This window comes from Salinilacustrithrix flava, assembly GCF_041228405.1.
Taxonomy (GTDB): domain Bacteria; phylum Actinomycetota; class Acidimicrobiia; order Acidimicrobiales; family Salinilacustritrichaceae; genus Salinilacustrithrix; species Salinilacustrithrix flava.
In genome coordinates, this window is sequence record NZ_CP133888.1 from 2,313,063 (window position 1) to 2,327,523 (window position 14,461).

The 14,461-nt window shown below is 69.8% G+C and carries 14 protein-coding genes; 9 read left to right on the forward strand and 5 right to left on the reverse strand.

The window, feature by feature from the left end:
- Position 1: 1 nt before the first annotated feature.
- Positions 2-418, reverse strand: coding sequence for a response regulator transcription factor (locus RGQ06_RS11395; protein WP_432428869.1), 417 nt, complete (start codon positions 416-418; stop codon positions 2-4).
- Entirely contained in the window at positions 415-1,077 is a 663-nt protein-coding gene (locus RGQ06_RS11400; protein WP_432428868.1) for a sensor histidine kinase, read from the reverse strand. The genes RGQ06_RS11395 and RGQ06_RS11400 overlap by 4 nt, the downstream gene beginning before the upstream one ends.
- A 66-nt stretch (positions 1,078-1,143) precedes the next feature.
- Here RGQ06_RS11400 and RGQ06_RS11405 point away from each other — a divergent pair, with 66 nt between their 5' ends.
- The 4 genes from RGQ06_RS11405 to RGQ06_RS11420 are packed head-to-tail and all read left to right on the forward strand — an operon-like array spanning position 1,144 to position 5,005.
- Positions 1,144-1,377 carry a DUF3107 domain-containing protein gene (locus RGQ06_RS11405; RefSeq protein WP_432428867.1) on the forward strand — a complete coding sequence of 78 codons (234 nt, stop codon included), beginning with the start codon at positions 1,144-1,146 and terminating at the stop codon, positions 1,375-1,377.
- A 16-nt stretch (positions 1,378-1,393) separates the two neighbouring features.
- Positions 1,394-2,341, forward strand: coding sequence for an ArsA family ATPase (locus RGQ06_RS11410; protein WP_432428866.1), 948 nt, complete (start codon positions 1,394-1,396; stop codon positions 2,339-2,341).
- A complete protein-coding gene (locus tag RGQ06_RS11415; protein WP_432428865.1) occupies positions 2,341-3,507 on the forward strand; it encodes an ArsA family ATPase in 1,167 nt (388 codons plus the stop codon). The genes RGQ06_RS11410 and RGQ06_RS11415 overlap by 1 nt, the downstream gene beginning before the upstream one ends.
- 19 nt (positions 3,508-3,526) lie before the next feature.
- Positions 3,527-5,005, forward strand: a complete 1,479-nt coding sequence (locus tag RGQ06_RS11420; RefSeq protein ID WP_432428864.1) for a sensor histidine kinase — start codon at positions 3,527-3,529, stop codon at positions 5,003-5,005.
- A gap of 87 nt (positions 5,006-5,092) precedes the next feature.
- On the opposite strand, the gene RGQ06_RS11425 is transcribed toward RGQ06_RS11420, so the two are convergent.
- Positions 5,093-5,395, reverse strand: a complete 303-nt coding sequence (locus tag RGQ06_RS11425) for a WhiB family transcriptional regulator (protein WP_432428863.1) — start codon at positions 5,393-5,395, stop codon at positions 5,093-5,095.
- Between the two features lie 181 nt (positions 5,396-5,576).
- On the opposite strand from RGQ06_RS11425, the gene RGQ06_RS11430 reads away from it, so the two are divergent.
- Positions 5,577-6,266 carry a glycerophosphodiester phosphodiesterase gene (locus tag RGQ06_RS11430; RefSeq protein WP_432428862.1) on the forward strand — a complete coding sequence of 230 codons (690 nt, stop codon included), beginning with the start codon at positions 5,577-5,579 and terminating at the stop codon, positions 6,264-6,266.
- On the opposite strand, the gene RGQ06_RS11435 is transcribed toward RGQ06_RS11430, so the two are convergent.
- Entirely contained in the window at positions 6,267-7,199 is a 933-nt protein-coding gene (locus RGQ06_RS11435) for a diacylglycerol/lipid kinase family protein (RefSeq protein ID WP_432428861.1), read from the reverse strand.
- Between the two features lie 55 nt (positions 7,200-7,254).
- Here RGQ06_RS11435 and RGQ06_RS11440 point away from each other — a divergent pair, with 55 nt between their 5' ends.
- The 4 genes from RGQ06_RS11440 to RGQ06_RS11455 all read left to right on the forward strand — a co-directional run bounded on the left by RGQ06_RS11440 (position 7,255) and on the right by RGQ06_RS11455 (position 13,687).
- Positions 7,255-8,040, forward strand: coding sequence for an electron transfer flavoprotein subunit beta/FixA family protein (locus RGQ06_RS11440; protein ID WP_432428860.1), 786 nt, complete (start codon positions 7,255-7,257; stop codon positions 8,038-8,040).
- Between the two features lie 32 nt (positions 8,041-8,072).
- The gene (locus tag RGQ06_RS11445) at positions 8,073-9,032 is read left to right on the forward strand and encodes an electron transfer flavoprotein subunit alpha/FixB family protein (protein WP_432428859.1); all 960 of its coding nucleotides are present in this window, start codon (positions 8,073-8,075) and stop codon (positions 9,030-9,032) included.
- Positions 9,033-9,510: 478 nt separating this feature from the next.
- Positions 9,511-11,058 (forward strand): S8 family serine peptidase, encoded by a 1,548-nt coding sequence (locus RGQ06_RS11450; protein WP_432430669.1) that lies wholly within the window; start codon positions 9,511-9,513, stop codon positions 11,056-11,058.
- Positions 11,059-11,656: 598 nt separating this feature from the next.
- A complete protein-coding gene (locus RGQ06_RS11455) occupies positions 11,657-13,687 on the forward strand; it encodes a putative bifunctional diguanylate cyclase/phosphodiesterase (protein ID WP_432430724.1) in 2,031 nt (676 codons plus the stop codon).
- Positions 13,688-13,717: 30 nt separating this feature from the next.
- On the opposite strand, the gene RGQ06_RS11460 is transcribed toward RGQ06_RS11455, so the two are convergent.
- On the reverse strand, positions 13,718-14,416 hold the full coding sequence (locus RGQ06_RS11460) for an SCO1664 family protein (protein WP_432428857.1): 699 nt from the start codon (positions 14,414-14,416) through the stop codon (positions 13,718-13,720).
- Positions 14,417-14,461 lie beyond the last annotated feature (45 nt).

Consider the following 14,461-nt stretch of genomic DNA (forward strand, 5'->3'; position numbering starts at 1 on the left):
GTCAGCGCACCTCGTGCTCGTCGGCCGGGTGACCGGCCAGCTCGCGGATGGTGCGCACCAGCGGCTCCGCGTCGCCGTTCTTGAGGCGCAGCGGGATCCCGTGGCGGGCCATCTCGGTGCGGGCGAAGTCACCGGCAACGGCCGAGTACGCGACGATCCGCACCTCCGGGCTGCGCGCCTTCAGCTCGTCGATCGCGTCGAACCCGCTCAGCCTCGGCATGAGCAGGTCGAGGACCACGACGTGGGGTTGCAGCGCGACGCACTGCTCGATGGCCTCGATGCCATCAGCGGCCTCGCCCACGACGTTGATGCCCGCCTGGCGCAGCTGCAGCTTGAGGAGCAGGCGGATGTCGACCTCATCGTCGGCGACGACGACATCGATCTGCTCCGGCGGCTCCGCCCGCGGTGCCTGGGTCATCGGGCGCGGGGGAGCGTGAGGCGGGCCACGACCGTGTCGCCGTCCTGGCCGATGGTGAGGTCGCCGCCGTCCATCTGGGCGAGCGCCCGGGCCACGGGGAGGCCGATGCCCAGCCCGGCCGCCCTGGTGACGGCCTGCTCGCCGCGGAAGAACAGCTCGAAGCTCAGCTGCAGGTCGGCCAGCTCGTGGTCGACGGGCGTCTCGACCACGACGGTGACCGACCCCTCGTCGTCCTCGAAGCGCACCGTGGAGGGCGCGTCGCCGTACTGCTCGGCGTTGTCGACCAGGTGGTCGAGGGCATGAGCCACGGCGTCGCGGTGGGCGAGCGCCGAGCCAGCGGGTGCCCCCTCGACGGCGATGGGGGTGTCGGCGGTCGAATCGGCGACCAGGGCGCCGAGGTCGACCGGGGCGGCAGGGTCCGTCGGTCGGGCCGTGTGGATCTCGGCCGCGATCAGCAGGTCGTCGAGGAGCCGCTCGGCCCGGCGGGCGTTGCGGATCAGCGCCGGGATCAGCGTCTCGTGCAGCTCCTCGTCGGGGGCGTCGACCAGCAGCTCGGCCAGACCGCGCACCGTCGTGAGGGGCGTCCGCAGCTCGTGGCCCACGACGTGGATCACCCGGTCGCGGACGAACTCCAGGGCCTCGGGTCCGAGTGCGGTCATGGCGGACGAAGCGTACCCACCGGATAGGTTGGCGTCCCCAAACGCAGTCGACACGAGGTGTGCGAAGTGGACGTCCGGATCGGTGTGACCTACACGGCCAAGGAGATCGACCTCGAGCTGGCGGAGGATGCCGATCCGGCCCAGCTCCAGGCCGACGTTGACGCCGCCATCGCCGGAGACCACCTCGTGCTGTGGCTCACCGATCGCAAGGGACGTCGGGTCGGCGTGCCGACCGAGAAGATCGCCTACGTGGAGATCGGCACCTCCGAGGCGGCCCGCCGCATCGGCTTCGGGGGCTGATCGGCCCGGTCACCCCATGACGCCCCTGCTCGATCGAAGGCTGCTGTTCGTCACCGGCAAGGGCGGGGTGGGCAAGACCACCATCGCCGCCGCGCTGGGCACGCTCGCCGCCGACCACGGCAAGCGCACCCTCGTCTGCGAGGTCGACGCGAAGGGGAACCTGTCGGACTTCTTCGAGGCCGGCCGCACCGGGTTCGACCCGCTGCCGATCTCCGAGAACCTCTCGGCGATGTCGATGAACACCGAGGAGTCGCTCAAGGAGTACCTGAGCCTCCAGCTCAAGATCCCGGTGATCGCTCGGATCGGGCCGCTCGCCCGGACCTTCGACTTCGTGGCCACGGCGGCCCCCGGGGTGAAGGAGATCCTCACGGTCGGCAAGCTGACGTGGGAGGTGCGCGAGCAGCACTACGACCTGGTCGTCGTCGACGCGTCGGCCAGCGGCCACATCGTGGGCCAGCTCGCCGCACCCGATGCCATCAACGAGCTGGTGCAGGTCGGCCTGGTCCGGGACCAGACGGGCTGGATGCTCGACATCCTCGGTGACCCGACCCAGACCGGCGTCGTGATCGTGGCTGCACCGGAGGAGATGCCGGTGCAGGAGACCATCGAGCTCGCCGGCCGGCTGCGGGAGGAGACGGTCGTGGAGCTCGCCGCCGTCGTCGTGAACCGAGTGCTGCCCGAGCTGTTCAACGCCGGCGAGGAGGCGCTGTTCGAGCGGCTCCGCCACGACGACGGCCTCGTCGCCGCGCTGGCTGAGGTCGGCGGCGGGCCGGTGGAGCCGATCCTCGACGCAGCGGAGCTGGCCGTGAGCCTGCGGCGCTCCCGGGCCGGGCACCTGCAGAAGCTGCGCACCGAGCTGGCCGGCACCGAGATGCTGTACGTGCCCTACCTGTTCCAGCGCAGCCACGGGGTCCGGGCCACCAACCGCATCGCCGGGCACCTCGGCGAGGAGCTGGGCTTCTGATGGCCCGCACGACGCGCCGGGCCGCCGGCACCCTCGAGCAGCTGCTCGCCGCCAAGGAGATCGTCATCTGCTGCGGTTCCGGCGGGGTCGGCAAGACCACCACCGCGGCGGCAGCCGGAGCGATGGCCGCGGCCCGGCTCGGCGGCAAGGTCCTCGTCGTCACCGTGGATCCGGCCCGCCGCCTCGCCAACGCGCTCGGCCTCGAGTCCTTCGGCAACGTCGAGACCCGGGTCCCGGACTCGGCCTTCGCCGAGGCGGGCATCGAGTGCCAGGGCGAGCTGTGGGCGGCGATGCTCGACACCAAGCAGTCCTGGGACGACCTCGTGCGCCAGCACGCGCCCGACGCCAAGACCCGCGACGCCATCCTGTCGAACCCGCTGTACACGAACATCACCGGGCGCTTCGTGCAGAGCCACGACTACATCGCCATGGAGCGGCTCTACGAGATCCACGCGTCGGGCCGCTACGACCTGGTGATCGTCGACACCCCGCCCACCCGCAACGCGCTCGACTTCCTCGAGGCCCCCGAGCGCATGGCGGACTTCTTCTCGTCCCGGCTGCTGCGCTGGCTCACCGTGCCCTACCGGTCCCGCCTGGTGAACATGGCGACGAAGCCGTTCTACAAGGTCGCTGACACCATCCTGGGCTCCGCGTTCCTCGAGGACATCGCCGAGTTCTTCCTCCTCTTCCAGACCATGTACGACGGCTTCGTCGAGCGGGCCCGCGCCGTCCAGCGGGTGCTCGAGGACAAGCGCACGACCTTCGTGGTGGTGAGCACGCTCGAGTCGGCCCCGCTGCGGGAGGCCGAGTACTTCATGGCGGCCCTCGAGGAGCGGCGCTTCCACCTCGGCGCCGTGGTGCTCAACAAGGTGCTGCCGTCCTACCTGCTCGACTCGGGCGCGGCCGAAGCGGCCAGCCGCCTCGGTGCCGACCCGCAGGCCGCGGCCGCTGCGCTCGACGATCTGGGCGACCCGGAGGCGGCGGCGCGGGTCGTGGCCGAGATCAGCCAGAGCTTCCTCAACTTCCGGGTCGTCGCCAGCCGCGAGGCCGAGCAGCGCAAGGAGCTCGGACGGACGCCGGACGTGCTGGCCACCGTGCCGTACTTCGACAGCGACATCTTCGACCTCGCCGGGCTCGTCCGCCTCGGCGAGCAGATCTGGCGATGACCGCCCCGAGGCGTCGCTGATGGCCTCCCTCATCGAGCTGGCCCGGACGCTCACGCCCCTGGACACCCCCCAGGCCCAGCAGCTGCAGCGGCTCGCCGCGTCGTGGGGTCTGCTCGCCGACTTCTGCTTCTCGGACCTGCTGCTGTTCGCGCCCGTCGGCGACTTCGACGGGGGCGAGTTCGTGGTGCTGGCCCAGGTGCGGCCGACCACGGGCCAGACCGTCTACCGGGGTGACTGGGTCGGCACCCGCCTCGACGAGGACGAGCGTCCGCTGGTGGCCCGCTCGTACCGCAACGGGGAGATCATCGAAGGCGAGATCCACCTGTCGGTCGTGCGTGAGCGGGTGCGGGTCCTGTGCGTGCCGGTCCGGCGCGAGGGCAAGGTGATCGGCGTCCTCACCCGGGAGGCGGCGCCGTCGATCGGTCGACAGCACGGCGAGCTCGAGCGCACGTACCTGGACATCTTCAACCGCTTCGCCCGCATGATCGCGTCCGGCGACTTCCCCTACGAGGACAAAGACGACACCGCCGAGGCCCCCCGGGTGGGCGACGGCGTGCTGCTCGTCGACCCCGCCGGCCGGGTCGAGTACGCGTCCCCGAACGCGGTGTCGGCGTTCCACCGCGTCGGCGTGCACGCCAACGCCGAGGGCCTGCGCTTCGGGGAGCTCGGCCTCGACGAGAGCGCCGTGCGCATGGCGTTCCACAAGCGCCAGCCCACCGTGGTGGAGGTGGAGCGGGGCAGCGAGATCACGGTCGTGTTCCGGAGCCTGCCGATCACCGATCGGGGCGAGGTGTCCGGTGCCGTCGTGCTCGTCCGCGACATCTCCGAGCTGCGCCGGCGGGACCGGCTCCTGCTGTCCAAGGACGCCACCATCCGGGAGATCCACCACCGGGTGAAGAACAACCTGCAGACCATCTCCTCGCTGCTGCGCCTGCAGGGCCGCCGCCTCGACTCCGCCGAGGCCAAGGCCGCGATCGAGGAGTCCGCCCGGCGCATCCGCTCCATCGCCGTCGTCCACGAGATCCTCTCCCGCGAGGCCGGCGACGACGTCCCGTTCGTGGAGATCGCCCGCGAGCTGTCGCGCATGGTGGACGAGAGCCTGATGAACCCGGACCGGCCCTTCCGAGTGCGGTTCTCGGGGGAGGCGGGGACGATCCCGGCGGCCCCGGCGACGTCGCTGTCGGTGGTGCTCAACGAGCTGCTGCAGAACGCGGTCGACCATGCCTTCCCGGAGGAGGTCGACCTCGCCGAGGAGCCCGGCTACGTCGACGTCCTGCTCGAGCGAGAGGAGGACCAGCTCACGGTGCGGGTCACCGACAACGGCGTCGGCATCCCCGAGGGGTTCGACCTCGACGCGTCCACCGGTCTCGGGCTGTCCATCGTGCGGACCCTGGTGGAGACCGAGCTCGCCGGGGACATCACGATGCGCCGGGTGCACGAGTCCGGCCCCCGCCACGGCACCGAGGTCCAGGTCGTGGTGTCCACCAAGCACTTCTAGTGGCTGCGCGGATGGGCCCGGGCGCGCAACGACCTCCCCGGAGGGAGGTCGTGTCACTGCCGGAACGCCGGCACGGGATCTGCGTGGCTACGCGCTGCGCTGCTGCTTCTCGAGGCGCTGGCGGGCACGACGCATCTGGCGGCGCTCCTCCTCGGAGGTGCCACCCCAGACGCCGCTGTCCTGGTTGGTGGACACGGCGTACTCGAGGCACAGGCCCTGCACGTCACAGGTGCGGCAGACGGCCTTGGCGTTGGCGATCTGCTCGAGGGCGGGGCCCGTGGTGCCGACCGGGAAGAACAGGTCGGGATCGGTGTCGCGGCACTCCGCGAACTGGCGCCACTCGTCTCGTTCGAGCGTCAGGGGGATCGAGCGCGTCGTGGTCAGGGCCACGGGGCCTCCAAGGGTCGAGGGGTCGTGCTGGCAATGCAGAGGACCCGATTTGTGACGGCGTTCACATGCCTCTGCGGACTCGCTGAGGTCTCACAGGGCCGTCGACCAAAGTAACGTCGAAACACGCCCGTCACAAGGGTTTCTTCGGAGGTTTCCCGAGACGTTGTTCACTCCAGGTGAGATGTCCACCCCGCTCGTCTACGGCCACCGCGGTGCGTCCGCCGATGCGCCCGAGAACACCGTCGAGGCCTTCGCCCTCGCCCGGGCCCAGGGCGCGCACGGCGTCGAGCTCGACGTCCGACGCTGCCGGGACGGCGACATGGCCCTCCACCACGACGCCGAGCTGGCCGACGGCCGGCGCATCGTGGAGCTGACCCGGGCCGACCTGCCTGACACCTCCTGCACCCTGGCCGAGGCCCTCGACGTGTGCGAGGGGATGGTGGTCAACATCGAGATCAAGAACGTCTCCATCGACCCCGACCACGACCCCGAGTGCCGGTTGGCCGACACCGTCGTCGCCCTGCTGCACGAGCGCGGCGGACGGGACCGGGTGATCGTGTCGAGCTTCGGCCTGCCCACCATCGACCGGGTCCGGGCCATCGACCCCGACGTGCCCACCGGCTTCCTCACCTTCATCGAGCCCATGGGGCCCCAGGCCATCGAGCTCGCCGCCCGGCACGGGCACCAGGCGATCCACCCGCACGTGGCCACGGTGGACGAGGCCTTCGTGGAGCTCGCCCACCAGCACGGCCTGGCGGTCAACGTCTGGACGGTGGACGACCCCGACCAGATCCGCCAGCTGGCGGCGTGGGGCGTCGACGGCATCGTCACGAACGTGCCGGCGGCGGCGCTCGCCGCGCTCGCCACCTGATCAGATGTCGGCGGGCCCGGCGGGCAGCACCAGGTTCAGCGCGTCGGCCCGGTGCTCGAACCGGAACACGTCGCCGTCGCCGAGGAAGTCGCCGTCCACCTGGTAGGGGAGCGGGCCGTGCCCGGTCACCTCGAGCTCGTCGAGGTCGTGGGCGAGCAGGGCGTAGCGGGACGAACGGATGTGGCGGCCCGAGGCGAGGGCCGACCCGATCAGGCCCAGCACCCGGGCGAACTGCATCGTGCGCACGACGACGACGGACAGCCCGGTGTCGAGCGTGGCCTCGGGGGCGAGGTCGAGGGGCACGTTGCCCAGGTAGGTGTACGGGCTCGTGTTGAGCACGATCGCCATGTAGCCGTCGTCGACCATGCGCCCGTCGGGCAGGTGCACGGCCAGGCGCGGGCGCGAGGTGTCGTAGTGGCGGAACCAGGTGGCGAAGCCGGCGTAGACGAAGAGCGGGTGACCCGCGTAGCGCTTGAGCGAGGACCGGCGCTCCACCTGCTCGACCACGGCGGCGTCGAAGCCGAGGCCGGTGTGGAACAGGAAGCACCGGCCGTTCACCGCGCCGAGGCCCACCCGGCGGATGCATCCCTTGGCCAGCGCGTCGAGCAGCACCCCGGTGGCCTCGACCGGGTCGTTCGGCAGCCCGAGGGTGCGGGCGAACACGTTGGTGGACCCGCCGGGCAGCACGCCGAGGGCGGTGTCGGTGCCGACGAGGCCGTTGGCCGCCTCGTTGAGGGTGCCGTCGCCGCCCATGACCACGACGACGTCGACGCCGTCGTTCGCCGCGCCCCTCGCCAGCCGGGCGGCGTGGCCGCGCCGGCTCGTCTCGACCATCTCGACGTCGTGGTCGGCGGAGAACGCCTTGCGGATCACGACCATCGATCGGGCCGTGACCGACGAGGCGAACGCGTTCACGATGAGCAGGACTCGCACGCCCCTGTCCTAGTGCAATTCGACCAGCGGAGGGGCCTGATGCTTGACTCCGCACATGGCTCTCAACGTGGTCGTCTGCGTGAAGCAGATCCCGGATCCCGCCGATCCCGGCGCTCTGGACGCTGACTTCACTCTCAAGCGCGATGTCAAGCTCATCCTGGACGAGTCCGACTCCTACGGGGTCGAGATGGCGCTCCAGCTGGTCGACACGGCCGGCGGTGGTGAGGTCACCCTGGTCTCCATGGCCCCGAACGGTGAGGTCTCGGGTCTGCGCACGGCGCTGGCCATGGGTGCCGCCAAGGGCGTGCTCGTCTCCGACGACGCCCTCGCCGGGTCCGGCGCCCGTGAGACGGCCAAGACCCTGGCTGCGGCCATCGGCAAGGCCGGCGAGTACGACCTGGTGATCTCCGGCGTCGAGTCCTCCGACGGCTACACCGGCGTGCTCCCCCAGATGCTGGCTGCCCAGCTCGGCCACCCGATGGTGTCCTTCGCCAAGTCGGTCGAGGTCGCGGACGGCAAGGTCAAGGTGTCCCGCCAGACCGAGACCGGCTCCCAGGACGTCGAGGCCCCCACGCCCTGCGTCGTGTCGGTCACCGCCGGCGTCGTCGAGCCCCGCTACCCGTCCTTCAAGGGCATCATGGCGGCCAAGTCCAAGCCGGTCGACACGCTCGCCCTCGGCGACCTCGGCATCGACGGCGGCAACGTCGGTTGGGCCGGCGCCGGGCAGGAGATCACCGCAGTGGAGGACGCCCCCGCTCGCCAGGCCGGCGAGATCGTCGAAGACGACGGTGAGGGCTTCCAGAAGATCGTGGCCAAGCTCGAAGAGCTCAAGGTCATCTGAGCGAACGACCCCAAGAGAGAAGGAAGAACGACATGGCTCTTTCCAAGGTGTGGGTCTTCGCCGAGACCGACGAGAACGGCTCGCTGACGACGCTCAGCAAGGAGCTGCTCACCAAGGCGCGCGACCTGGGCGACACCGTCGAGGCGTTCTACGCCGGTGACGGCAACGACATCGCCGAGTCCGCTGGTGCCTTCGGCGCCACGGCCGTGCACGCCACCGGCCCCATCGAGGGCCAGCTGCTCGGTGCTCCGGTCGGTGCGGCGCTCGCCGCGGCCGCCGAGGGCGTCGACCTGGTGCTCGGTGGCACGTCCTACGACGCCCGTGATGCCTTCGCGGTCGCCTCGGTCAAGCTCGACAAGCCGGTGATCTCCAACACGACCGCCATCGACCTCGACGGCGACGCGGTGGTCACCACCGTGCCGGTGTTCGGCGGCGAGAAGCTGGTGAAGACCAAGTTCACCGCCGGTGGTCCGATGCTGTGCCTGGTGCGCCCCAAGTCCTACGAGGCCAGCGAGTCCGGCGGCGGTGCCGCTTCGGTCAGCTCGGTCGACGTCCCCGGCGATGCCCCCAGCGCCACCGTGCTGGCCACCCACGTCGAGGAGCGCGAGGGTCCCCAGCTGGACTCTGCCCCGATCGTCGTGTCCGGCGGCCGCGGCCTGGGCGACCCGGCCAAGTTCGAGGAGTACATCGAAGCCCTCGGCAAGAAGCTCGGGGCCGCCACCGGCGCCACCCGCGCCATCGTCGACGCCGGCTGGGTGCCCTACAACAAGCAGGTCGGCCAGACCGGCAAGGTCGTCAAGCCCGACGTCTACATCGCCGCCGGCATCTCCGGTGCCACGCAGCACCTGGTCGGCATGAAGGGCTCCAAGAACATCATCGCCATCAACAAGGACCCGGAGGCCCCGATCTTCTCGGTGGCCGACCTCGGCATCGTGGGCGACGTCCACAAGGTGCTCCCGGCCCTCATCGAGGCGCTGAACGCCAAGGGCTGATCACGCCCTGACTCGCCGCCGCTCGGCGGCGATCCAATCGAAACCGTTCAGGACGGCCGTCCCAGCAGGGGCGGCCGTTCGCCGTTTTCCGGTTTCGTCGCGGGTCTCCGCCATCTCGCGGACGTCCCGTACAGCCGGGCGTCCGGTGTGCCGACGACTACGGATAGTGCGATCCCCCCTCCGTTGCGTACTGAACGCGTGTTGCGTTCAGGTGTCCACTCTTCGTGATCAATTGAGCTGGATAGCGACATTTCGGATGCGGGCGTCGCACGCCCTTGCCAGGCACCGTTCTGCTGGATTCTCGGGCCGTTGGGGCCATCGAGGGCTGCGCGCTCTCTGTGGCAGCTCCGACACGTTGACGATTTTGCGTGTTGAGCGGCGACTCCCCGTGGGGATTCATGGTCCCCAGCGGCCGAACTCCTCAGTGCGCTGAGGCAGAACTCGACCACACCACACGACATCGCAACGAGGAACAACGATGCACTCGACCACCCCCATCGAAGCCACCATCGCTCCCGCCGCCGGACAGAGCCTCCACAACCGAGGCCTCACCGGTCGCGGTGTCGGTATCGCTGTCATCGACTCGGGCGTCACCGCTCCGGAGGAGTTCGGCGACCGGCTGGTCGTCGGCCCCGACTTCACCGTCGACGGCGCCACCGACGATCACGGTCGGGACCGCACCGGCCACGGCACGCACCTCGCCGGCCTGGCCGCTGGTGCCCGCACCGGCGTGGCTCCTGGCGCCCACGTGGTCAACCTCAAGGTCGCGGGTGAGGGTGGCGCCACCGACCCGATGGCCGTCATCGCCGCCATCGATTGGGCCGTGGCCAACCGCCGTCAGCTCCAGCTCGGCGTGATCCTGCTCGCCTTCGGTGCCGACCAGTTCGAGTCCGGCCGTGACCCCCTCGCCGAGGCCGTCGCCCGGGCCTGGAAGGCCGGCCTCGTCGTCGTCACCTCCGCAGGCAACGAGGGTGACGCCCCGCTGCCCACCCCCGCCCACATCGCCGAGGTCCTCACCGTCGGCGCTGGCGAGCTGGTGGACGGTTCCTGGCAGCGCTGCGACTTCAGCAACGTCGGCCGTGACGGTCAGCGTGCCGATCTCCTCGTCCCCGGTCGCTCGGTCGTCGGCCCGGTCGTCCACGGTGCGGTCGAGGCCCCCGAGTCCTCCTTCGTCGGCCCCGACCACGTGAAGGGCTCGGGCTCGTCCCAGGCCGCTGGCGTGGCCGCCGGTGCCGCCGCCCTCCTCCTGGAGGCCGACGGCTCGCTGACTCCCGACGAGGTCAAGCAGATCCTGTGCACCTCCGCCGTCCGGGTCGACGACCCCGCCGCCGGCGCTGGCGCCATGGACCTCGAGCTGGCCCTGGCCCTGCTCGCCTCCGGCCTCTTCCGTGACGCAGCACCCCAGTCCCTGACTCCCGCCGGAGCCCGTGCGTGGTCCGGCCTGGAGTGGTCGGGCAGTCACTGGAAGGGCAGCCATTGGAAGGGCCTGGAGTGGTCCGGCCTGGAGTGGTCGGGCAGTCACTGGAAGGGCAGCCATTGGAAGGGCCTGGAGTGGTCCGGCCTGGAGTGGTCGGGTAGCCACTGGAAGGGCAGCCATTGGAAGGGCCTGGAGTGGTCGGGCCTGGAGTGGTCGGGTAGCCACTGGAAGGGCAGCCATTGGAAGGGCCTGGAGTGGTCGGGCCTGGAGTGGTCGGGTAGCCACTGGAAGGGCAGCCATTGGAAGGGCCTGGAGTGGTCGGGCCTGGAGTGGTCGGGTAGCCACTGGAAGGGCAGCCATTGGAAGGGCCTGGAGTGGTCGGGCCTGGAGTGGTCGGGCAGTCACTGGAAGGGCAGCCATTGGAAGGGCCTGGAGTGGTCCGGCCTGGAGTGGTCGGGCAGTCACTGGAAGGGCCTGGAGTGGTCCGGCCTGGAGTGGTCGGGCAGTCACTGGAAGGGCAGCCATTGGAAGGGCCTGGAGTGGTCCGGCCTGGAGTGGTCGGGCAGTCACTGGAAGGGCAGCCATTGGAAGGGCCTCGCCTGGGCCTGACTCTGACCGCTCGGCAGCACGCTGAGGCGTCACCCTTGCGATACTCGTGCTCTGAACGTACTCTTCGTCTCACTTAGCGCGCGCAGTGGGAGAGGTGAGGGCGGTGGACAAGCGGGCGCACCAAGCAACCTGGACGTTCACGCTCGGTCTCACCGCACTCGGGCTTTGTGTGGCGGCCCTGGCCGCTACCCAGGTGACTCAGCGAATCGACCCCCCATTCGGTCTGAACTGGATGGTGCTCACGATCGGCTTTGGGCTGACGGAGCGGTACGCGGTCGACATTGAGGTGCGTCGCGAAGCGCACGCCCTGACATTCTCCGAGCTAGTGCTAACTGTTGGTCTCGTCTTCGCGGATCCGTTGAGTCTGATCATGGGGCGAGTTCTCGGCGGTGTGACCGGGGTGGCGCTGTTTCGGCGTCCCTCGCCAGTCAAGGTGGTCTTCAACTGTGGCCTCTTTGCACTCGAGGCCGGAGTCGCCCTGTCGCTGTACTTCTGGGTTCTTGGTAGCGCCAACCCGATCGATCCTCACGGATGGATTGCAGCTGCGATAGCTGTCTCGGTCTCACACCTGGTGACATGGGCCTGCGTCTCGGTCGTCATGTGGCTCGCAGGCGCGCCGGTAACTCCGCAATCGGCTCTGTCAGTACTGGCCGTGTCAGGACCAGCAGCAATCGCTGAATGCTCCGTTGCCCTCGGTGCCGCAGCCGTCTTGTGGCGGGACGGTCGAGCCTGGATCCTGCTCCTGGGCATTGGAACAGCGTTCGGCTACTTCTTCATCTCGTATCTGCGGATCAAGGAGCGTCATCAGGCGCTGGCGCGTCTCAACACATTCACGAACTCTCTGGAGGAACGCGCCGCTGACGCTGAGATTTGTTCGCACATCGTGGTGGGGCTCGCAGAACTGTTGGGTGCGAGCCGACTCGTTCTGTGTGTCGCTTCTCAGGATGGTCCAGAGATCTTCGAATACTTGGAAGGGGAGGTCGAAAGACGAGTGGGATCGCACTCCGTCCTCGAAACCGAGTTTGAAGCAGCCGGACCACTTGCCCAAGCAGCGCCCCAGGTTGCAGGTCGTAAGGCGGTCAGTTCTCGGCTGAGCCGTCGGTCGCAGCCGCGCATTGCAGTTCGGCTACCTGCGTCCAGTGGCTTTGTGCTTGCGGATGGACGGTTGTCAGACGCTCGCGGTTTCGATGACGAAGATCTTCAGCTCTTGGAGACTGCAGCCGGACACGCTGCCTCTGCGATACACAATGTCGAACTCGTTCGGGAGCTCCGAGAAGAGGCGACCGTCCGCGCCCGCCAGGCGCTCCACGACGACGTCACCGACCTGCCGAACTCCCGTGGTCTGGCCGAGACTCTGCAGCGGCCGCTGTTCTCCGGTTCTCGCCTGGCCGTCCTGACCATCCGCATCGACTCCCTGCGTGAGGTGAACGAGACCCTGGGGCGGGCGATGGGCGACGAGCTGCTGCAGCAGGCGGCGTCGCGGCTGAGCCCGCTGACCGAGGCCGGGTGGTGCGCCAAGACCGCCACCGACGAGTTCACCATCGTCGTCCGGGGCGGCTACGACGAGGCCCAGGGCATGGCCGAGCAGGTCATCCAGGCCTTCGACGCCCCGGTGCAGTGCGCCGATGTGGCGCTCGCCATCACCGCCGGCATCGGCATCGTGCTGGCGCCGGACCACGGCCGAGAGACCGAGATCCTGCTCCGCCGGGCGAGCCTGGCGGCCAGTCGCTCCCGGGTCGAGGGCACCAAGGTCACCACCTGGGCTGCCGACCGCGACCCCTACGACCCGCAGCGCCTGGCGATCGCCGCCGACCTGCGCGACGCCATCCCGGCCGGTGAGCTGCAGGTGCACTTCCAGCCCCAGGTCGACATCGAGAGCGGTCTGGTGACCGGCGCGGAGGCGCTGGTCCGCTGGCGTCACCCGCGGCTGGGCGAGCTGCGCCCCGACCAGTTCATCGCCGCGGCCGAGTACACCGGCGCCATCGACGCCCTCACCGAGCACGTGCTCTCCGTCGCCGCCCACACGTGCGCGGGCTGGCGGGAGCAGGGCTGGGATCTCGACGTCTCGGTCAACCTCTCCGCTCGCAACCTCGCCAACGTCACCTTCGCCGACATGGTCGAGTCGATTCTTGACGAGACCGGCCTGGACCCGGCGGCCCTCACCCTCGAGCTCACCGAGTCGAGCATCATGACCGAGGCCGAAGGGGCGATGAACACCCTCGCCGCCATCCACGACCTCGGCGTCTCGCTCTCGATCGACGACTTCGGCACCGGCTACTCCTCGCTCGCGCACCTCCGGAAGCTGCCGGTGTCGGAGATCAAGATCGACAAGTCCTTCGTCTTCGACCTGACCACCAGCCACAGCGACGAGGCCATCGTCCGCTCGATGGTCGACCTCGGCCACCACCTGGGCCTCACCGTCGTGGTGGAAGGCGTGGAGACCGTCGAGGTCCGACGCCGCCTCGCCGAGATGGGCGCCGACCGGATCCAGGGCTACCTGCTCAGCCGCCCCATGCCGGTGACCGCCTTCGAGCAGTGGATCGCCGATCGCCCGGTCCGGATGGCCGAGCTGTCGACGAGCGAGGCCGAGACCAGCGCTGCCGACCGCATCGCGGACCGCGAGCGCTGATCGCGCGTTCCGCAGTCGCTGCCAGATCCCTCAGACGAGGGGCCAGGGGTAGCGATGGCCGCTCTCGTCCAGCGGGAAGTGGCCGAGTCGCAGGAGCAGGTCGATCCGATCCAGCACGGCTGCCTGCTCGTGCTCCTCGAGCAGTGCCGCCAGCGGCTCCGGCAGGCCGCAGCTGCGGAGGCGGGCGAGGTCCTCGAGCAGGCCGTCGGGCACGGGTTCCCCGGCGAACTCCCAGATCACCGTCCGGAGCTTGAAGTCCTCGTGGAAGCAGAGGCCGTGGTCGATGCCGAACAGCTCGTCGCCGACGGAGACCAGGCAGTGGCCGCTCTTGCGGTCGGTGTTGTTGGCCACGATGTCGAACGCGCACATGGCCTGCATCCGATCGTGGTGCCGGCCGGCCTCGAACAGCGTGAAGTAGTGCTGCTCGAAGTCGGCCTCGACGAAGCGCTGCACCGATCCCTGGCCCAGGGGGCCGTCCCGCAGCACGGTGTGGGGCACCAACCCCCACCCGAGGGCCTCGCTCAGCTCGTGGGCGGCCACCTCGCGCCGGTCCAACCCGCTCGGGAAGTCCCACAGCGGTCGTTCGCCCCGCCGGGGCTTGTAGATCGCCCGCAGCCACTGGTCCCCGAGGGTGACCGTGACCAGGAAGGTGCCGTTCGACGACCAGGGCATCCGGCCCTCGATCTCGATCTCCCCCGCCTCGAGGACGGTGCGCACCGGGTCCTGCATCGCCGATGATCCTGGCGCGTCGGCAGCCGCGAGCGCGAGCGGGCC